Origin of the sequence: Streptomyces sp. NPDC093109 (assembly GCF_040701725.1) — a bacterium.
Lineage (GTDB): Bacteria > Actinomycetota > Actinomycetes > Streptomycetales > Streptomycetaceae > Streptomyces.
Window position 1 is genome coordinate 62,670 of record NZ_JBFBEZ010000003.1, and the last position, 19,095, is coordinate 81,764.

Here is a 19,095-nt window from a genome sequence, read left to right on the forward strand (position 1 = left end):
TGTCCTAGAGCGCGAGCAGTTCCTTGGTCGTGATGGTGAGTAGCTCGGGTCCGCCGTCCGCCTCGGGGCGGACGACGAGCGTGTCATCGATCCGGACACCGCCCCGGCCCGGGAGGTGGACCCCCGGTCCGACGGTGACCGGCACACAAGCCTCTAGTTTACCCATGGCGCCGACGGCGAGCTGCGGGTCCTCGTCGATTTCCAGTCCGACCCCGTGTCCCATCCGGGGCGCGAGCCCCTCCCCGTACCCGGCCGACGCCAGCGGCTGCCGGGTCGCGCGGTCCACCGCGCGGCAGGCGGCGCCGGGCAAGAGCCCCTCCCGACCTGCGCGTTGGGCCGCGAAGACCAGTTCGTAGAGGTCGATCTGCCAGTCGGCGGGCGAGGTCCCGATCACGAACGTACGGCCGATGAGGCACCGGTATCCGCGGTACTCGGCGCCGAGGCCGACGAAGAGGAAATCGCCCTCCTCGACCCGTCGGTCCGACGGCCGGTGGGCGGTCCGCCCGGAGTGGGGTCCGGTGGCGACGGTGGTCGGGAAGGCCGGGCCGTCGGCGCCGTGGTCGATGAGGCGCCGCTCCAGCTCCAGCGCGAGATGCCGTTCGGTGCGGCCCACGAGGATCGACTCCAGGAGTTCGCCGAGCGCCTGGTCGGCGATCTCGGCCGCGATCCGCAGGGAGGCGATCTCCGTCTCGTCCTTGACGATCCGCTGCTGCTCGACGGCGGCGGCCAGATCCACCAGCCGCAGCCCGGGCGCGACCGAGGCGATCGCCCGGTGCCTGGCCACGGTCAGATGGTGCTCCTCGACGGCGAGCGTCCCGGCGGCCGACGGGACGAGCAGCCCGGCGGCGGCCACCGCCGGATCGCCGGTGTCGGTCGGCAGTACGGAGACGCGCAGCGCCTCGTCGGCCCGCCCCTCGGTGCCGTCGGCGGCGCCCCGGGGGCAGACCAGCGTGTCCGCGTCCGCGTCGGGACCGAGCAGCAGCACGGCCCCCGGCGGCGCCACGCCCGCCAGATAGCGGACGTTGGCGGGGCGCGAGACCAGGGCCGCCGCGCTGCCCCCCGCGGCGTACCGGTCGCGCAGCCGCGCGCGGCGGGCCGCATACACGTCAGACATGACCCGATCGTATGAGCGGAGCCGTCACCCGGCCGGTTCAGCGCGTCCGGACGGGGGGCGCGGGCAGCGGGGGCGTCCGGTCACCAGCTCGGCGGGCTGGCCAGCGCGCGGGCGAGGACATCGTCCAGGGCCCGGGCCGTGGTCTCCACGTCGTAGGTGGAGTTGTCGATGATCGGCAGCCCCGATCCGTACCAGCCCGCCATCCGGCCGTGGATGCCGGCCACCTCCTCGTCGGCGAGCCGGCGGTTGCCGCTGCGCTCGGCGTTGCGCTCCAGCACGATCTCCAGACCGGGGAGCAGGACGACGGGCAGCAGTCCTGGCCCCACATGGCGCTTCCAGCCGCCGAGCCCGACGACCGGCCGGTCGGGAAAGACCGCGTCGTCGAGGATGCAGGAGATGCCGTTGGCGAGGAAGTTGCGCGCGGCGAAGCCGCAGGTGCGGCGGGCCAGCCGGTACTGCGCCTCGGAGTGCTCGTTCCACCCGCTCTGCGGGTCCGCGAAGCCGGCGCAGACCCACTCGCGGACATCGTCGAGGCTGATGTGGGCCGTGGGCACGCGCCGGCTCTTCGCCCAGTGACGCGCCACGGTCGTCTTGCCCGCGCCGGCCGGGCCGATCAGCAGGACGGCGAGGGTCGCCGCCCCGGTGCCGTTCCCGGCCTGCGGCGGCGCCGGTACGGGGATGGGCACGGGTCCGCCGGGCGGCAGCGCGATATGGCCGGTGGCGTCCTGCGCCGGCGCCGTGGGCGGTGGCATGGCGGGCGGCCGGGGCGGCTGCGCCGGCGGCGGCGCGTGCGTGGGAGGCGGCGCCTGTCGCGCCCCGGGTCCCGGGTAGGCGGGCGCCGGCGCCCCCGGTCCCTGCTGGCCGGGCCCGCCGGGGCCCGGAATCTGCCCCGGGAGCTGCCCCGGAGCCCGGCCGGTGGCCTGCCCGGGCGCCGGGTGGGCCCCGGTGGTCCACCCCGGTACGTGCTGCTGATGGCCCGCGCCCGGCGGCGGGGCCCCCGGCACCCACCCGCCGGGTCCTGGACCGCGGGGAGGCGGCAGCGGATCCCCCGCTGAATGCTGCATCCGGTGCCACTCCGTCTCGTGCGACTGACGCTGGTCGGCGGCCGAAGGCCTCTCGTCCGAGGGGCCGGGCCGCGCGCTTCCGGAACGGTACCGCCCCCGGCCGCCACAGTGGCAACGGACCGGAGCCGTCCAAGGTGCCCGGCGGGGGTTGCCCGGCGGACGTTACGACGAGACCTCCCCGTACGCCGCGAGCAGCACCGCCGGGTCGGGCCCCTCCAGCACGGTGGGCTTGCCCAGACCGTCCAGCACGATGAAGCGCAGCAGGTCGCCCCGGGACTTCTTGTCGACCTTCATGGTCTCCAGCAGCTTGGGCCACTGGTCGCCCCGGTAGGTCAGCGGCAGCCCGACGGACTCCAGTACGGAGCGGTGCCGGTCGGCGGTCGCGTCGTCGAGGCGGCCCGCCAGCCGGCCCAGCTCGGCGGCGAAGACCATGCCGACCGAGACGGCCGCGCCGTGCCGCCACTTGTAGCGCTCGTTCTTCTCGATGGCGTGCGCCAGGGTGTGCCCGTAGTTGAGGAACTCGCGCGCCCCCGACTCCTTGAGATCGCTGGAGACGACCTCGGCCTTGACCCGGATCGACCGCTCGATCAGCTCGGCGGTGTGCGGTCCGGCGGGGGTACGGGCGGCCTCGGGGTCCGACTCGACGAGTTCGAGGATGGCCGGGTCGGCGATGAAACCGGCCTTGATGATCTCGGCAAGACCGCTGACGTAGTCGTGGACCCCGAGGGAGTCCAGCGCGGCGAGGTCGCAGAGCACCCCGGCCGGCGGGTGGAAGGCGCCGACGAGGTTCTTGCCCTCGGCGGTGTTGATACCGGTCTTGCCGCCGACCGCCGCGTCGACCATGCCGAGCACGGTCGTCGGTACGGCGATCCAGCGCACGCCGCGCAGCCAGGTCGCCGCGACGAACCCGGCGAGATCGGTGGTGGAGCCGCCGCCGACCCCGACGATGACGTCGCTGCGGGTGAAGCCGGTCTGGCCGAGCGCCTTCCAGCAGTACGCGGCGACCTCGACGGTCTTCGCCTCCTCGGCGTTCGGCACCTGGATGGCGACGGCCTCGTACCCCTGGTCCGCGAGATCCTGCCGCAGCGCCTCGCCCGTCCCGGCGAGCGCCTCCGGGTGGAGGACCGCGACCCGCTTGGCGCGGGGGCCGATCAGGGCGGGCAGCTCCCCCAGCAGCTGCCGGCCGACGAGCACCTCGTACGGATCGTGCCCGGCGCTGCCGCCGACCTGGATCCGGGTGACTGTCTGCTCCGTCATGCCTGCTTCTCCTTGCCGGGACTTCCGGGACTGCCGGGACTGCCGGGTTCGGGCGCGTCCTGCGCCGGTGCGGGTGCTGACCGCTTCAGCCCCAGCGCTTCGAGGACCGCCTCGGTGACTTCTTCGGCGGTGAGGTCGTCGGTCGGGACGACGACCCGGGCCACATCGGTGTAGTGGTGGCGGCGCGCCTCCATCAGCAGCTTCCACTGCTGGCGGGGGTTGACGGCCAGCAGCGGGCGGGCGGTGTTCAGCCCGGACCGCTTGATCGCCTCCCCGACCTCCATCGTCAGATAGACGACGGGCAGGCCGGCCAGGAGTTCGCGGGTGGACGCGTCGAGGACGGCACCGCCGCCGAGCGCCAGCACACCGTCGTGCTCGGCGACGGCGGTCCTTACCGCCTCCCGCTCCAGCTCCCGGAAGCGCGTCTCGCCGTCGTCCACGAAGATGTCGGCGATCGTCCGGCCCTGGGCGGCGACGATGTCGGCGTCGCTGTCGCGGAAGCGCGTGCCGAGCCGCTCGGCGAGCAGTTCGCCGACAGTGGTCTTGCCGACGCCCATCGGCCCGACCAGCACCACAGCGGGAGCGCTCATCGGATCTGGAGGTTGTCGAGGTACGAGCGGACGTTGCGGCGCGTCTCCGGAACGCTGTCGCCGCCGAACTTCTCCGCGACCGCGTCCGCGAGGACCAGTGCCACCATGGCCTCGGCGACGATGCCGGCGGCCGGTACGGCACACACGTCGGAGCGCTGGTGGTGCGCCTTGGTGGCCTCGCCGGTGACCACGTCGATGGTGGCCAGCGCGCGCGGCACGGTCGCGATGGGCTTCATCGCGGCCCGTACGCGCAGGAGTTCACCGGTGGTCAGCCCGCCCTCGGTGCCGCCGGAGCGGCCCGTCGAGCGCCGGATGCCCTCGGGGGTCGAGACGATCTCGTCGTGCGCCTGCGAACCCGGCACCCGCGCGAGGCCGAACCCGTCGCCGACCTCGACGCCCTTGATCGCCTGAATGCCCATCAGCGCGGCGGCCAGCCGCGCGTCCAGCCTGCGGTCCCAGTGGACGTGCGAGCCGAGCCCGACCGGCACGCCGTACGCCAGCACCTCGACGACCCCGCCGAGCGTGTCGCCGTCCTTGTGCGCCTGGTCGATCTCGGCGACCATCGCCTCGCTCGCGTCCGCGTCCAGGCAGCGCACCGGGTCGGCGTCCAGCCGCGCCACGTCACCGGGCTCGGGGTAGACGCCGTACGGGGCCTTGGCCGCCGCCAGCTCGACCACATGGGAGACGATCTCGATCCCGGCGGTCTCCTTCAGGTACGAGCGCGCCACGGCGCCGAGCGCGACCCGCGCGGCGGTCTCCCGCGCGCTGGCCCGCTCCAGCACGGGACGGGCCTCGTCGAAGCCGTACTTCTGCATACCGGCGAGGTCCGCGTGGCCGGGCCTGGGCCGGGTCAGCGGGGCGTTGCGTGCCGAGTCGGCCAGCACCGCGGGGTCGACCGGATCGGCCGACATGACCTGCTCCCACTTGGGCCACTCGGTGTTCCCGACCATGATCGCGACAGGCGACCCCATGGTCAGCCCGTGCCGCACTCCGCCGAGGAAGGTCACCTGGTCCTGCTCGAACTTCATCCGCGCACCGCGCCCGTAACCGAGGCGGCGCCTGGCCAGGTGGCCGGCCACCATCTCCGTGGTGATCGGCACGCCGGCGGGAAGACCCTCCAGCGTCGCCACGAGTGCGGGTCCGTGCGACTCCCCCGCGGTCAGCCAGCGCAACCTGCTCAACGGTGCTCCTCGATATTCGCGCCCGGATGGATCAGCGGCGCGACCGGGTGCGGCCCTGGCCCGCCGTGGCCGATTCTCCCACGACGGCCCGGACGTCCGGGAATCAGTCCGCAGGGTGGAGCGCAGCCGTCCCTGCCGCCCGCATCGCGCGCAGGGGCGCGGGGGACAGCCCCGTCATCCGTTCCACCTGGAGGACCGCCTGGTGTACGAGCAGATCGAGCCCCGAGACGATCGCCCCGCCGCCGCGCGACCACGCGGCGGCCAGCGGGGTCGGCCAGGGCTCGTACAGCACGTCGAAGAGCGTGCCGGGCCGGCCGGGAACGCTCGCGGCGAGGGCGTCGGTAGTGCCCGCCGGGGTGGTCGCGACGACGAGCGGGGCGTCGAAGGCCGCGGGGGCCGCCGACCAGTCGGCGGTACGGAGATCCACGCCGAGCCGCTCGCCCCAGCCGCGCATCTCGGCGGCGCGCTCGGCGCTGCGGACGTACGCGGTGACCGGGCCCGTACAGATACGGGAGAGCGCCGCGAGCGCGGACGACGCGGTCGCGCCCGCGCCGAGGATCGCGGCGGAGTCCACCTTCTCGACGCCGCGCTCGCCCAGCGCGGCGATCATGCCGGGGATATCGGTGTTGTCGCCGGTGCGCCGGCCGTCCGCGCCGATGACGACCGTGTTGACCGCCTCGACCGAGGCCGCCGTGCCGGTGATCCCGTCGAGCAGCGGGATGACGGCGCGCTTGAGCGGCATGGTCAGCGAGAGACCGGCCCACGAGGCGTCGAGCCCGTCGAGAAAGCCGGGGAGCCCGGCCTCGTCCACGTCGAAACGGTCGTACGACCAGTGGGCGAGGCCGAGTTCGCGGTACGCGGCGCGGTGCAGCGCGGGCGAGAGGGAATGGGCGATGGGCGATCCGAGCACGGCCGCCCGGCGCGCCTCAGTTCCCCTTGTTCCTGCCATCGAACTTGTCCTTGAGCAGAAGGAATTCATCGTACGTCTTGGCGAATTCGGTCTTGTCCTGGCCGTCGGTCGCCACGAAGTAGACCCAGCCGTCCTCCGTGGGATTGAGCACGGCGGCCAGCGCGTCTTCGCCCGGGTTTCCGATGGGGCCCGGGGTGAGTCCCTTGTGGGTGTACGAGTTGTACGGATCCTGGTTCTTGTTGATCTCGGCCTCGCTGATGTCGATCTCGCTCTGGCCCTTGAGGTAATTGAAGGTGGAATCGAACTGGAGCAGCTGATTCGTCTCCGTGTTGTCGGGCTTGAGACGGTTGTAGATGACCTCCGCCATCTTGCGGAAGTCGTCGTGCGTCTTGCCCTCCGCCTGGACCAGGCTGGCGGCCGTGAGCAGCTCCCAGGGGCCTTCGAGATCGTGTTTCTTGGCGTTCCCCACCAGGTCGAGCTTGGTGTACTCGGAGTTCGCCCTGGCGACCATCTTCTTGAGGACGGCCTCCGGTTTGGTGCCCTTGGCGACCGGATAGCTGGCGGGGTAGAGGAAACCTTCCAGCGGATCCTTTATCGGGGAGCCGTTCTTGGCCCACTTCGGCAGCCCGAGGTCCGCGAAGTCCTTCTTCGCGACCTTCTCCGTGGATCCCTCGGCCAGCCCGAGCTGTTTGTCGATCATCGCGTAGATCTGGATATTCCGCTTGCCCTCGGGAATGATCAGAGCGTTGCGGCTGCTGGGGCTGAGCATGGCCTTCACGGCATTCGCCGCCGACATTTCCTTGCTGAGCGTGTAGACGCCCGCCTGGATCGTATTGCCCTTGGGGTTGTTCTTCGTGGCGGAGACGAACGCGCGCTGGCTCTTGACGATGCCGCCCTTCACCAGGATGGCGCCGATCTCGTAGCCGCCGGCTCCCTGCGGGATCTCCACCTGCACCGAGCCCGAGCCGGCGCCCGCGTAGTCCGGGGGCGGGCCGAATTTGCTCTCCCAGAACTGGTAGCCGACATAGCCGATGCCGCCCGCGCCGCCGAGGAACACCGCGGCGACCACCAGGCAGGCGACGCCGTTGCGGCCCTTCTTCTGTTTGTTCCTGCGCCCGCCGCGGCCCTCGTCCTCGGTGTCCGCGCTCTTGCCGTCGCCGTCGCCGCCGTCGTCACCGGTGAAGAAGGGGTGGGTCTCCTTCTCCGGCTGGTCGGAGTCCTTCGCGGCCCCGGCCTGCTCCGCCTCGGGCTCGGGCTCCGGGTCGGTGCGACGCCGGCCGGGGGGCTGGGGCGGCGGGTAGGCGTCCGGGGTGGCGTAGGGGTCGGGATTCTCGCCGTAGGTCTCCTGCTGGGCCGCGTACGGGCCTGAGGGGGTGCCGGCGTAGGGCATCTCCGCCTGCTGTCCCGCGTCCCAACCACCGTTGTACTGGGGGTCGTTGTACTGCGGCTCGGGATACTGGCCCTGCTGCGGCTGCTGAGCGGCCTGAGCCTGCTGGTGCTGAGGTGCCTGCTGCTGGTGATGCTGCGGTTGCTGCTGTGCGCCGTCGTACTGGCCGTTGCCGTACTGGGGACCGCCGCCGTACTGCTGCGGGTCGGCGTACTGCTGGGGCGCGTACTGCTGCTGAGCGTACTGCTGCTGGTACGGGTCCTGGCCGCCGCCGTACGAGGGCCCCTGCGGCTGCTGATGCTGCTGGTGCTGGGGGTACTGCTGCTGATGCTGCTGCTCGAACTGCTGCTGCTGTTGCTGCTGTTGCGGCCCGCCGTAGGGAGCGCCGGCGTCGGTGGCCTGCTGTGCCGCCCACCCCTGGTCCCCGAACAAAGGGTCTTCAGGGTGCCACGGTTCGGAACCGGAGCCCCGGCCATAGTCAGTCATCGTTCCCCTTGAGCCGCGAGGTGAACAGCAGCCGAGCCGGTGGCACCGCGTCCGTTTCGCCTCTTTTCTGTGCGGCAGCTGTTCGAACACTGTCGCATCGCGCGGAACGTTACCGTATCGCGATCAGATAACCGCTTCGACGCCCTCGCCCGGAGCTTTACCCGAGGTCCGTTCGGCCTCCAGCGCGCTCTGAAGGATGACGACTGCCGCCACTTGGTCGATCACGGACCGGCCCTTCTTGGCTTTCACACCCGAAGCGCGCAATCCCTGACTCGCCGTCACTGTGCTCATCCGCTCATCGACCAGTCGTACCGGCAGCGGTGCGATGCCCCGCGCGACCTCCTGGGCGAACAGACGTACCTTTGCCGCGGCCGGCCCCTCGCCCCCGTTGAGGGAGCGCGGCAGGCCGATCAGCACCTCGATCGGCTCGTACTCCGCCACGATCTGCCGGAGCCGCCGGTGGGCGGCCGGGACATCGCGTCCCGGCACGGTCTCCACCGGCGTGGCGAGGATCCCGTCGGGGTCGCACGAGGCGACCCCGATCCGGGCGTCCCCGACATCGATCGCGAGCCGTCGTCCCCGCCTCACGCGAGGTCGGCGACGAGGCGTTCCACGGCGGCCACGGCGTCGCCGATGGCCTCCGGGTTCTGGCCGCCGCCCTGGGCGACATCCGGCTTGCCACCGCCACCGCCGCCGAGGGTCTTGGCGGCCGTACGGACCAGCTCGCCGGCCTTGAGGCCGCGTTCGCGGGCGGCCTCGTTGGTGGCGATGACCGTCAGCGGGCGGCCGTTGGCCGTGGTGAACAGGGCGACGACCACCGGCCGGTCACCGCTGATCCGGCCGCGGACGTCGAGGACCAGCTTGCGCAGGTCGTCGGCCGAGGTGCCGTCCGGGACCTGACCGGTGACCAGGGCCGTGCCCCGTACGTCCTGGGCGGAGTCGGCGAGTCCGGCGGCGGCGGCGAGGACCTTCTCCGCGCGGAACTTCTCGATCTCCTTCTCGGCGTCCTTCAGCTTGCCGAGCATGCCGGCGATCTTCTCGGGCAGTTCCTCGGAACGGCCCTTGACCAGCTCCTGGAGCTGGGCGACGACGGTGTGCTCCTTGGCGAGGAAGTGGTACGCGTCCACGCCGACCAGCGCCTCGATACGCCGGACCCCGGAGCCGATCGACGACTCGCCGAGCAGCTTCACCAGCCCCAGCTGGGCGGTGTTGCGGACATGCGTCCCGCCGCACAGCTCCTTGGAGAAGTCGCCGATGGTCACCACGCGGACCCGCTCGCCGTACTTCTCGCCGAACTCGGCGATCGCGCCCTGCTTCTTGGCCTCGTCGATGGACATGACCTCGGCCTGGACGTCCAGCTCCCTGGCGAGCACCTCGTTGATCTTCTGCTCGACGTCCAGCAGGACCGTGCCGGGTACGGCGGCGGGCGAGCCGAAGTCGAAGCGGAAGCGGCCGGGTGAGTTCTCGGAGCCGGCCTGGGCGGCCGTCGGGCCGAGCGCGTCGCGCAGCGCCTGGTGGGTGAGGTGGGTGGCGCTGTGGGCGCGGGCGATGGCCCGACGGCGGGTCAGATCGATGGCGGCGTGCGCGGAGGCGCCCACCGTCACCTCGCCGACCTGCACGGTTCCCTTGTGCACGGAGACGCCGGGGACCGGCTGCTGTACGTCGCGGACGGTGATGACGGCGCCGTTGTCGAGCCGGATCCGGCCCTGGTCGGCGAGCTGGCCGCCGCCCTCGGCGTAGAAGGGGGTCCGGTCGAGTACGACCTCGACCTCGTCGCCCTCGGTGGCCGCGGGCGAGGACACCCCGTCGACGAGGAGTCCGACGACGGTCGACTCGCCCTCGGTGGAGGTGTAGCCGGTGAACTCGGTGGAGCCGCCGGCGTCGGCGACGGCGCGGTAGGCGGAGAGGTCGGCGTGGCCGGACTTCTTGGCCTTGGCGTCGGCCTTGGCGCGGTCCCGCTGCTCCTTCATCAGGCGGCGGAAGCCGTCCTCGTCCACGGAGAGGCCCTGTTCGGCGGCCATCTCCAGGGTGAGGTCGATGGGGAAGCCCCAGGTGTCGTGGAGCAGGAACGCCTTGTCGCCGGCGAGGACCTGGCCGCCGGCGGCCTTGGTCTCGGTGACGGCGGTGTCGAGGATGTTGGTGCCGCCCTTGAGGGCCTTGAGGAAGGCGGCCTCTTCGGCGAGGGCGACGGTCTCGATGCGCTTGCGGTCGGTCTCCAGCTCCGGGTACTGCTCGCCCATGGTCCTGATGACCACGTCGATCAGCTCGGCGACGACCGGCTCGGTGGCGCCCAGCAGGCGCATGTTGCGGATGGCGCGGCGCATGATGCGGCGCAGCACATAGCCGCGGCCCTCGTTGCCGGGGGTGACGCCGTCGCCGATGAGCATGGCCGACGTACGCATGTGGTCGGTGACGACGCGCAGGGAGACGTCCGAGGCCGCGGCGGCGCCGTACCGTACGCCGGTCAGCTCGGTGGCCTTGTCGATGACGGCCATCGAGGTGTCGATCTCGTACAGGTTCCGCACGCCCTGGAGGATCATGGCGAGGCGTTCGAGGCCGAGACCGGTGTCGATGTTCTTCGACGGCAGGTCGCCGAGGATCGGGAAGTCGTCCTTGCCGGAGCCCTCACCGCGCTCGTACTGCATGAAGACCAGGTTCCAGATCTCCACGTAGCGCTCGTCGTTGACGGCGGGGCCGCCCTCGACGCCGAACTCGGGGCCGCGGTCGTAGTTGATCTCGGAGCAGGGGCCGCAGGGTCCGGGGACGCCCATCGACCAGAAATTCGGCCCCATGCCCAGGCGCTGGATGCGCTCGGCGGGGACGCCGATCTTCTCGCGCCAGATCTGCTCGGCCTCGTCGTCGTCCTGGTAGACGGTGATCCAGAGCTTCTCGGGCTCCAGGCCGTAACCGCCGTCCGCCACGGGGGTGGTGAGCAGTTCCCAGGCGTAGGTGATGGCACCTTCCTTGAAGTAGTCACCGAAGGAGAAGTTGCCGCACATCTGGAAGAACGTGCCGTGCCGGGTGGTCTTGCCGACCTCTTCGATGTCCGGCGTACGGACGCACTTCTGGACGCTGGTGGCGCGCGGGGCGGGCGGCTTGACCTCGCCGAGGAAGTACGGCTTGAAGGGCACCATGCCCGCCGGGACCAGCAGCAGAGTCGGGTCGTCCGCGATGAGCGACGCCGAAGGGACGACGGTGTGGCCGCGCTCCTCGAAGAAGCTCAGCCAGCGGCGACGAATTTCGGCCGACTCCATCAGTGGTCCTCATTCCGGTTGTGCGGCTTGTAGGGGTGCGTGGTGCGGGGGTGCTCGATCGCCACGAGACGCCGGGGCGCGGGCAGTGCCGGGTCGTCGGCCGCCGCTTCCAGGCCGAGCGCCTCGCCGAGTTCGGCTTCCCGGCGGACCATGCCCGACCGGACGTCGACGGCGAACTCCCTGACCTTGTGACCGGCGTCGATCGCCTTGTTCGCCGCCTGCGCGGCGAGGCTCTCCGGGGTCAGCTGCTTGAGCTTCTGGTGCGCCTTGGTGGTGACCCAGACGCCGGCCGCGGCGCCCGCGGTGAACCAGAACGTACGGCGGAACATCGCTGTCAGCCCTTCTTCTTCCTGCGCCGGGCGGTCGGCAGGGTGCGCCCGACGACCACCGGTCCCGCACCGGCGGCCGGTGCGCCCCGGCGACTCATGGCCTGGCGTACGCCGTAGCCGAACGCCGCGACCTTCACCAGCGGGCCGCCGAAGGTGGTGGCGACGGTGGAGGAGAGCGCCGAGGCGTTGGAGGTGACTTCCTGGACGTCCGTGGCGATGGCGTCCACCCGGTCGAGCTGGGTCTGCGCCGAGCGTACGGTCGCCGAGGCGTCCGCCAGCAGGGGAACCGCCTGTTCCGTGATGTCCGCCACGAGTCTGGTGGTCGCCCTGAGTGTCTGTGCCAGCCGCACCAGGACCACGGCCAGGAAGGAGACCAGGATGGCCCAGAACACGGCCACCAGGATCCCGGCAACCTCTCCACCGGTCACGCCGCACCGCTCCCTGATCGTCGAAGGTCAGCTGGAAAGCGACTGGAAAGTCGTCCCCCGAGCCTATCGCGCCGGTGGTCGCGCCCCGTACCGGATTAACGCCGGTGAACGGGTACGGGTGAACGGGTGTCCGGCGGAACGGCGAAGCCCGCCGATCCCCCGCCCGCGCGGGGCGGAGGGATCGGCGGGCGCGCTCGCCGGTGTGTCAGCGGGCGTAGTACTCGACGACGAGCTGCTCGTCGCAGATGACCGGGATTTCCTTGCGGTTCGGGTCACGGTCGAGGCGGAACGCGAGGGCCTTCAGGTTGACCTGGAGGTAGCGCGGGGTCTCGCCGTCCGTGTCGTAGCCACCCTCGCGGGCGACCTGGAACGGGACCTTGTCGCGGCTGCGCTCGCGGACCATCACGACGTCGTCGGGGCGGACGCGGAACGACGGCTTGTCGACCTTGCCACCGTTGACCTCGATGTGGCCGTGGACGACCATCTGACGGGCCTGGTAGATGGTGCGGGCGATGCCCGAACGCAGGACCAGGGCGTCGAGGCGGCGCTCCAGCTCGACGACGAGCGCCTCGCCGGTCTTGCCGCCGGCCTTCTTGGCGCGGTCGTAGGCGCGCGCCATCTGGCGCTCGCTGATGTCGTACTGGGCGCGCAGGCGCTGCTTCTCGAGCAGACGGACCTTGTAGTCACTGTTCTGCTTGCGTCCGCGGCCGTGCTCGCCCGGCGGGTAGGGGCGGGCCTCGAAGTACTTGACAGCCTTCGGCGTCAGCGCGATACCGAGCGCGCGTGACTTCTTGACCTTGGGACGCGACTGGTTAGGCACGTTCTCCAGACCTCCGTTGTAGGTTAGGTTAGGTTCACCTTACTTAAGGAGATCGCATGTCTCGCCCTGGGAACACCACGCGCATCACAGACAGCAGCAGCCTCGACGCCCACACAGATAAGGGCGACGATTCGACGGAGGTCCGATCAGCTCATGGTCAGCCGCGTCCCAGCGGGCTTGAAATCGATCGGATGCCGTCAGCAGCCGAACGCACACGAACTCTCGTACAGAGTACATGCTCGGCCGTACTGATCATTCCGGGCCTGGACGGGGCTCTGCCCTACCAGCTGATGCCGGATCTGCGGTCCGTCGGGCCCGACGGCGAGGTGTTCCTCGTCTTCGCCACCGACTCCCCCGCGGTGCGCGCCGCGACCCACGCGCAGGACGACGAGCTCAACGCGGTGCTGGAGATCACCGATGTCGCGCCCGTCTCCGTACCCCACCGGATCCGGGGCCGGGCCTGGCTCTCCGGCTGGCTCACCCGCGACCCCGAACAGGCGGCGATGGAACCCGGCCGCACGCTGCTGCGGCTGGAGGTCGGCGAGGCCTGCGTGGACGACCTCTGGGGCGCGGACCAGGTCGAGCCCGAGGAGTTCGCGTCGGCCGCGGCCGACCCGCTGATCGAGCACGAGGCGGAGCTGCTCCAGCATCTGCACGCCGCCCACGCCGCCGAGGTCCAGTCGCTGCGCGGACTGCTCGGCGAGCGCGGCGAGTCGACCACGGCGGGGACCGCGGCCGTGCCGGTCGCCATCGACCGGTTCGGACTGCGGGTGCGCTTCACCGGTGTGCAGTGCTTCGACGCCCGCTTCGACTTCCCCGAGCCGGTGCGCGATGTGAACGAGCTGCGCTACGCCATGCACACCCTCTTCGACGCGGCGGCCGGCTGAAGACCCGGGGCCGGCCCGGGGCCCGGCAGGCTCTCAGCCGGCGTCCCCGCGCAGCCGCTCGCGCACCTTGTCGGCCACATCCGCGTAGCGCGCCTCCGCGCCGTACCGGGTGGGTTCGTAGTACCGCCGGTCCCGCACCGCGTCCGGGGCGTACTGCTGAGCGGCGATCCCCCCGGGCACATCGTGCGGATAGACATATCCCTGGGCGTGCCCCAGTTTGGCCGCGCCCTTGTAGTGGCCGTCGCGCAGATGCGGCGGGATCTGCCCGGCCAGCCCTTTCCTCACGTCCTCCAGCGCCGCCCCGATCGCGGTCGTCGCCGCGTTCGACTTGGGCGCGAGGGCGAGCGCGATGGTGGCGTGGCTGAGGGTCAGGGCGGCCTCCGGGAAGCCGATCATGGCCACGGCCTGGGCCGCGGCGACCGCGAGGGGCAGGGCCCCGGGGTCGGCGAGGCCGATGTCCTCGCTCGCCGAGATCATCAGCCGCCTGGCGATGAACCGGGGGTCCTCGCCCGCGTCGATCATGCGGGCCAGGTAGTGCAGCGCGGCGTCCACGTCGGAGCCCCGGATCGACTTGATGAGCGCGCTCGCCACGTCGTAGTGCTGGTCGCCGTCGCGGTCGTAGCGCACGGCCGCCCGGTCGACGGTCTCCTCGACGGTGGCCAGGGAGATGTCCGGCTCCCCCTTGTCGATCGCCGCGCCGGCCGCCGCCTCCAGCGCGGTCAGCGCGCGGCGCGCGTCGCCGCCGGCGATCCGCAGCAGATGCGCCTCGGCGTCCGCGGGCAGCGTGACCGCGCCGCCGAGCCCGCGCTCCTCGGTGAGCGCCCGGCGCAGCAAAGCGCTCAGGTCGTCGTCGGTGAGCGGCTCCAGCGTGAGCAGCAGGGAGCGGGAGAGCAGCGGGGAGATGATCGAGAAGTACGGGTTCTCGGTGGTGGCGGCGATGAGCGTCACCCAGCGGTTCTCGACCGCGGGCAGCAGGGAGTCCTGCTGGGCCTTGCTGAAGCGGTGGATCTCGTCGAGGAAGAGGACGGTCTCCTTGCCGAAGCCGCCGGAGGCGCGGCGCGCCCCGTCGATGACGGCGCGGACCTCCTTGACGCCTGCGGTGATCGCGGACAGCTCGACGAAGCGTTTGTTGGTGGCCTTGGAGACGACGTAGGCGAGGGTCGTCTTGCCGGTGCCCGGCGGTCCCCAGAGGATCACCGACGAGGGTCCCGCGGGGCCGCCGCTGCCCTCCCCGACCAGCCGGCGCAGCGGGGATCCCGGCTTGAGCAGATGCCCCTGCCCGACGACCTCGTCCAGGACGCGCGGGCGCATCCGGACGGCCAGGGGGCTGCTGGACGGGTCCTTCTCCTGGCGGTCTTCCGCCGCTGCGGTAAAGAGGTCGGGCTCCACGCGTGAAGCCTATGCCAGACCACTGACAGCGATCACCGGGCCGGAACCGCCGCCCCGGCCGGGATCCGCCGAGCCGGGATCATCCGGTCCAGAAGTCCCACCAGCGGGTCAGGATGAGCATCCCGATGATGCCGATGTGCAGTGCGGGGAGGAGCCAGGTGAACTCGCCGAGGAAGCCGCGCAGCCAGGACGGCGCGGGCAGCACCCCGTTGCGGATGTTGTGGGACGTCACGTACCAGAACATGACGATGGTCCCGACCCAGGCCAGACAGCACCAGAGGCAGAGCGAGTTGATGCGGTACAGCGACTGGTACTGGAGCCAGGTGCAGAACCCGACCCCGAAGAGCGTCCCGGCGTTCAGCCCGAGCCAGAACCAGCCCCGGTAGCGCGCCCCGGCGAGCAGCCCCATGCCGATACCGATCACCACGGAGTACGTGACGAGCCCCAGCATCGGGTTCGGGAAGCCGAAGACCGACGCCTGCTCGCTCTTCATGATGTTGCCGCACGAGACCACCGGATTCAGACTGCACCCCGGTGTGAACCCCGGGTCCTCCAGCAGCTTGAACTTGTCGATGGTGATGACCCACGCCGCCAGCAGCCCGGCCGCGCCCGTGATGATCAGCAGGAGCGCGAACGCTCTGCCGCCGCCCACGGTCCCCGGGGCGCCTCCCTCCCTCCGGGAGGAGGAGACGTCGTCCACCGCTGCACTCTTCATATCGCCGTTCCATCACTGTGGGCCTGTGGGGCAGGCTCATTGTGCCGTACGGGGCCCTCGCTCCACCGTTCGCTGCGCGTAAGGAGAGCGAGGGCCGGGGCGTCTCAGCCGAGCCGTCGGGTCAGTTCCGTCACGAGGGCGTCGAGCGCGACCGGGGTCTGCTCGCCGGTCTCCATGTCCTTGAGCTGCGCCACGCCCTCGGCGAGATCGCGCTCGCCCGCGACGACCGTGTACCGGGCGCCGGACCTGTTGGCGTTCTTCATGGCGCCCTTCAGGCCCTTCCCGCCGTACGAGAAGTCCGCGGCGACGCCGGCCCGGCGCAACTCCGTGACCACGCCGAACAGCGTGCGCCTGGCTTCCTCGCCCAGCGGGACGGCGAAGACGCTCGTCGCGTTCGGCACCTCCAGGGTGATGCCCTCGGCCTCCAGCGCCAGCACCGTACGGTCCACGCCCAGCGCCCAGCCGACCGACGGGAGCGCAGGGCCGCCGATCATCTCGGAGAGCCCGTCGTACCGGCCGCCGCCGCCCACCGCGGACTGCGACCCGAGACCGTCGTGGACGAACTCGAAGGTGGTGCGCGTGTAGTAGTCGAGGCCGCGCACGAGCTTCTCGTCGTCCTCGTACGCCACATCCGCGGCCGTCAGCAGGTCCCTGACCTCCTCGTGGTACGCCTTGCACGCGTCGCACAGGTAGTCGCGCAGCAGCGGCGCGCCCGCGAGCTGCCGGCGCACGTCGGGGCGCTTGTCGTCGAGGACCCGCAGCGGGTTGAGCTCGATCCGGCGGCGGGTCTCCTCGTCCAAGTCGAGACCGCGCAGGAAGCCCTGGAGCGCGTCGCGGTAGACGGGCCGGCACTCCTTGTCGCCCAGCGAGTTGAGGAGGATACGGAACTGCCGCAGCCCGAGCGAGCGGTACGCCTGGTCGGCCAGGATGATCAGCTCGGCGTCGAGCGCGGGGTCCTCCGCGCCGATCGCCTCGGCGCCGACCTGCGAGAAGTGGCGGTAGCGGCCCTTCTGGGGGCGCTCGTAGCGGTAGTACGAGCCGGAGTACCAGAGCTTGACGGGGAGGTTCCCCGCCTTGTGCAGATTGGCCTCCAGCGCGGCGCGCAGCACGGAGGCGGTGCCCTCGGGGCGCAGCGCGAGCCGGTCGCCGCCCTTGGTCTCGAAGGCGTACATCTCCTTGGAGACGATGTCGGTGGACTCGCCGACGCCGCGCGAGAACAGCTCGACGTTCTCGAAGCCGGGCGTCTCGATGTAGCCGTAGCCGGAGTTGCGCAGGGGTGCGGAGATCGCTTCCCGTACCGCGAGGAAGGTCGCGGAGACGGGCGGGAGCAGATCGTAGGTGCCCTTGGGGGCCTGGAAAGTGCTCATGGAGATCGGTGTGTTCACATTCCTCGTCGCGGAGCGGCGCTCCGGCCGCTTCCGTAGCCGGTGGCCACCTCACGCAGATACGGGTTGGTGGCGCGCTCCCGGCCGATGGTGGTCTGGGGGCCGTGGCCGGAGAGCACCACGGTCGAGTCGTCGAGCGGCAGGCACACGCGGCCCAGCGACTCGAGCAGCTCGGCGGGGTCCCCACCCGGCAGATCGGTGCGTCCGACGGAGCCGGCGAACAGCAGGTCGCCCGAGAAGAGCACCGGCGGCACATCGCTGCCGCCGCCGGTGGACTCGGGCATCCCGAAGGTCACCGACCCCTTCGTATGGCCGGGCGCGTGCGCGACGGTCAGCTCCAGCCCCGCCAGCGCCACCGTGGCGCCGTCGGTCAGCTCGTGGACGTCGGACGGCTCCCCCACGGTCAGCTCGCCCATCAGCTGCGTCCCCAACGAGCGGCCGAGCGCCTTCGCGGGGTCGCTCATCATGAAGCGGTCGGCGGGGTGGATCCACGCCGGTACGTCGTGTGCTCCGCAGACGGGGACGACCGAGGCGACATGGTCGATGTGGCCGTGGGTGAGGATGACGGCGACGGGCTTGAGCCGATGCTTCCTGACCGCGTCCTCGACGCCCTGGGCGGCCTGGTGGCCCGGGTCGATGATCACGCACTCCTCGCCCGCGGCGGGGGCGACCAGATAGCAATTGGTGCCCCAGGCCCCGGCGGGAAACCCGGCAATGAGCACGATCGTCCTTATATGTCGTCGGGCGGGGTGGGTGGCCGGTCGGCACGGCGGCTGATCGCAGGGTACCGGCGCTGCTCATTCCACAGCCAATCCATATAGCGTACGGGGCTGGGGCCTTTCGTTTGGATCGGGCCGGATCAGGGCGCGGGCTCTGGTGCCGTGTATCGCAAGGCGCGGTGCCGGGGCACGCGAGCCCGGCATGATCCAAACGAAAGGCCCCGGGTGCCTGTCTGGTCGGGCGGCACGTGATCACACGACAATCGAGGAGAAGACCCGGTGGTCAACAGCGATCAGCGGCGGCGGCAGCTCGCCCGGGAGAAGTTCGAGCGGCAGCAGTTGCGCCGGGCCGAGGCGCGGAAGCAGGCGAAGGTCCGCAATGTCGTCATCGGCGCCGCACTGTCCGTGGTACTGGTCGGCGGCGCGGGGGCGTACGCGACGGTGAAGTCGTCCGGCGACGACACGAAGAGCGACAAGGCCTCGGAGGCCTCGGCCTCGCCGACGCCCTCGGAGTCCGAGAGCGCCGAGCCCGAGCCGAAGATGACGATCGACAAGTCGGCGAAGTACACGTTCACGCTCAAGACGGACCAGGGCACCATCGCGATCGCCATGGACGCCAAGAAGACGCCGCACACGGTGAACTCCTTCAAGGCGCTCGCGGACAAGGGGTACTTCGACAAGACGAAGTGCCACCGGCTGACGACCGAGGGCATCTTCGTCCTCCAGTGCGGTGACCCGCAGGGCGACGGCACCGGCGGCCCCGGCTACACGATCGAGGACGAGAATCTGGCGTCCCTCGGCAAGGCGGGCGCGGACGGCACCGTCACGTATCCCGCGGGCACGGTGGCGATGGCCAATACCGGCCAGCCGCACAGCGGTGGCAGCCAGTTCTTCCTCGTCTACAAGGACACCAAGCTGGCCCCCAGCTACACGCCCTTCGGGACGCTGGACGATGCCGGTCTGAAGGCCGTGAAGGCCGTGGCGAAGGCCGGGGTCGAGGGCGGCGGCGGCGACGGCGCGCCCAAGAAGGCCGTCACCGTGGAGAAGGGCACGGTCGACAAGGCGTGACCGCGTGAATTTCGGCCGCGCTGAGTGCGGACAGCCGGGCGGCCGGTCGCCTAGATTGACCTGGTGCAGGGCGGGCGCGGCCCGCCCCAGGAAACTGTGGACGATGCCCGGG

At 71.3% G+C, this 19,095-nt stretch carries 18 protein-coding genes; 2 read left to right on the forward strand and 16 right to left on the reverse strand.

Annotated features, from left to right (window positions below; translation table 11 throughout):
* Positions 1-4: 4 nt before the first annotated feature.
* The 12 genes from AB0389_RS04590 to rpsD form a co-directional block, all read right to left on the reverse strand.
* Positions 5-1,114 (reverse strand): aminopeptidase P family protein, encoded by a 1,110-nt coding sequence (locus AB0389_RS04590; RefSeq protein WP_366393839.1) that lies wholly within the window; start codon positions 1,112-1,114, stop codon positions 5-7.
* Positions 1,115-1,194: 80 nt separating this feature from the next.
* Positions 1,195-2,178 (reverse strand): AAA family ATPase, encoded by a 984-nt coding sequence (locus tag AB0389_RS04595; protein ID WP_366393840.1) that lies wholly within the window; start codon positions 2,176-2,178, stop codon positions 1,195-1,197.
* Between the two features lie 162 nt (positions 2,179-2,340).
* Positions 2,341-3,435, reverse strand: a complete 1,095-nt coding sequence (aroB, locus tag AB0389_RS04600) for a 3-dehydroquinate synthase (protein WP_366393841.1) — start codon at positions 3,433-3,435, stop codon at positions 2,341-2,343.
* Positions 3,432-4,025, reverse strand: coding sequence for a shikimate kinase (locus tag AB0389_RS04605; RefSeq protein ID WP_366393842.1), 594 nt, complete (start codon positions 4,023-4,025; stop codon positions 3,432-3,434). The genes aroB and AB0389_RS04605 overlap by 4 nt, the downstream gene beginning before the upstream one ends.
* Positions 4,022-5,206, reverse strand: coding sequence for a chorismate synthase (gene aroC / locus AB0389_RS04610; RefSeq protein ID WP_366393843.1), 1,185 nt, complete (start codon positions 5,204-5,206; stop codon positions 4,022-4,024). The genes AB0389_RS04605 and aroC overlap by 4 nt, the downstream gene beginning before the upstream one ends.
* A gap of 103 nt (positions 5,207-5,309) precedes the next feature.
* Positions 5,310-6,155 (reverse strand): shikimate dehydrogenase, encoded by an 846-nt coding sequence (locus AB0389_RS04615; RefSeq protein WP_366393844.1) that lies wholly within the window; start codon positions 6,153-6,155, stop codon positions 5,310-5,312.
* A complete protein-coding gene (mltG, locus tag AB0389_RS04620) occupies positions 6,133-7,989 on the reverse strand; it encodes an endolytic transglycosylase MltG (protein ID WP_366393845.1) in 1,857 nt (618 codons plus the stop codon). Before mltG ends, AB0389_RS04615 begins: the two co-directional genes overlap by 23 nt.
* 123 nt (positions 7,990-8,112) lie before the next feature.
* On the reverse strand, positions 8,113-8,577 hold the full coding sequence (gene ruvX, locus AB0389_RS04625; protein ID WP_366393846.1) for a Holliday junction resolvase RuvX: 465 nt from the start codon (positions 8,575-8,577) through the stop codon (positions 8,113-8,115).
* Entirely contained in the window at positions 8,574-11,243 is a 2,670-nt protein-coding gene (gene alaS / locus AB0389_RS04630) for an alanine--tRNA ligase (protein ID WP_366393847.1), read from the reverse strand. Before alaS ends, ruvX begins: the two co-directional genes overlap by 4 nt.
* Positions 11,243-11,572, reverse strand: a complete 330-nt coding sequence (locus tag AB0389_RS04635; protein WP_366393848.1) for a DUF6167 family protein — start codon at positions 11,570-11,572, stop codon at positions 11,243-11,245. Before AB0389_RS04635 ends, alaS begins: the two co-directional genes overlap by 1 nt.
* A gap of 5 nt (positions 11,573-11,577) precedes the next feature.
* On the reverse strand, positions 11,578-12,000 hold the full coding sequence (locus tag AB0389_RS04640; RefSeq protein WP_366393849.1) for a DUF948 domain-containing protein: 423 nt from the start codon (positions 11,998-12,000) through the stop codon (positions 11,578-11,580).
* 205 nt (positions 12,001-12,205) lie between these two features.
* Positions 12,206-12,820 carry a 30S ribosomal protein S4 gene (gene rpsD / locus AB0389_RS04645; protein WP_114622954.1) on the reverse strand — a complete coding sequence of 205 codons (615 nt, stop codon included), beginning with the start codon at positions 12,818-12,820 and terminating at the stop codon, positions 12,206-12,208.
* A 191-nt stretch (positions 12,821-13,011) separates the two neighbouring features.
* Here rpsD and AB0389_RS04650 point away from each other — a divergent pair, with 191 nt between their 5' ends.
* The gene (locus AB0389_RS04650; RefSeq protein WP_366393850.1) at positions 13,012-13,707 is read left to right on the forward strand and encodes a DUF2470 domain-containing protein; all 696 of its coding nucleotides are present in this window, start codon (positions 13,012-13,014) and stop codon (positions 13,705-13,707) included.
* A gap of 33 nt (positions 13,708-13,740) precedes the next feature.
* Here the strand turns inward: AB0389_RS04650 and AB0389_RS04655 are convergent, their stop codons facing one another.
* From AB0389_RS04655 to AB0389_RS04670, 4 genes are all read right to left on the reverse strand, one after another.
* Entirely contained in the window at positions 13,741-15,096 is a 1,356-nt protein-coding gene (locus tag AB0389_RS04655) for a replication-associated recombination protein A (protein ID WP_366393851.1), read from the reverse strand.
* 79 nt (positions 15,097-15,175) lie between these two features.
* A complete protein-coding gene (locus AB0389_RS04660; protein WP_366393852.1) occupies positions 15,176-15,811 on the reverse strand; it encodes a vitamin K epoxide reductase family protein in 636 nt (211 codons plus the stop codon).
* Positions 15,812-15,915: 104 nt separating this feature from the next.
* Positions 15,916-17,178, reverse strand: coding sequence for a histidine--tRNA ligase (gene hisS / locus AB0389_RS04665; RefSeq protein WP_366393853.1), 1,263 nt, complete (start codon positions 17,176-17,178; stop codon positions 15,916-15,918).
* Between the two features lie 14 nt (positions 17,179-17,192).
* Positions 17,193-17,918 carry an MBL fold metallo-hydrolase gene (locus AB0389_RS04670; protein WP_366393854.1) on the reverse strand — a complete coding sequence of 242 codons (726 nt, stop codon included), beginning with the start codon at positions 17,916-17,918 and terminating at the stop codon, positions 17,193-17,195.
* Positions 17,919-18,194: 276 nt separating this feature from the next.
* Here AB0389_RS04670 and AB0389_RS04675 point away from each other — a divergent pair, with 276 nt between their 5' ends.
* A complete protein-coding gene (locus tag AB0389_RS04675; RefSeq protein WP_366393855.1) occupies positions 18,195-18,983 on the forward strand; it encodes a peptidylprolyl isomerase in 789 nt (262 codons plus the stop codon).
* Positions 18,984-19,095: the final 112 nt, after the last annotated feature.

Coding starts and splice junctions, on each gene's coding strand:
- AB0389_RS04635 (WP_366393848.1), bottom strand. CDS start 11,572: ATGTTCCGCCGTACGTTCTGGTTCACCGCGGGCGCCGCGGCCGGCGTC.
- hisS (WP_366393853.1), bottom strand. CDS start 17,178: ATGAGCACTTTCCAGGCCCCCAAGGGCACCTACGATCTGCTCCCGCCC.
- AB0389_RS04605 (WP_366393842.1), bottom strand. CDS start 4,025: ATGAGCGCTCCCGCTGTGGTGCTGGTCGGGCCGATGGGCGTCGGCAAG.
- AB0389_RS04650 (WP_366393850.1), top strand. CDS start 13,012: ATGCCGTCAGCAGCCGAACGCACACGAACTCTCGTACAGAGTACATGC.
- AB0389_RS04595 (WP_366393840.1), bottom strand. CDS start 2,178: ATGCAGCATTCAGCGGGGGATCCGCTGCCGCCTCCCCGCGGTCCAGGA.
- AB0389_RS04660 (WP_366393852.1), bottom strand. CDS start 15,811: ATGAAGAGTGCAGCGGTGGACGACGTCTCCTCCTCCCGGAGGGAGGGA.
- AB0389_RS04615 (WP_366393844.1), bottom strand. CDS start 6,155: ATGGCAGGAACAAGGGGAACTGAGGCGCGCCGGGCGGCCGTGCTCGGA.
- aroB (WP_366393841.1), bottom strand. CDS start 3,435: ATGACGGAGCAGACAGTCACCCGGATCCAGGTCGGCGGCAGCGCCGGG.
- AB0389_RS04590 (WP_366393839.1), bottom strand. CDS start 1,114: ATGTCTGACGTGTATGCGGCCCGCCGCGCGCGGCTGCGCGACCGGTAC.
- alaS (WP_366393847.1), bottom strand. CDS start 11,243: ATGGAGTCGGCCGAAATTCGTCGCCGCTGGCTGAGCTTCTTCGAGGAG.
- mltG (WP_366393845.1), bottom strand. CDS start 7,989: ATGACTGACTATGGCCGGGGCTCCGGTTCCGAACCGTGGCACCCTGAA.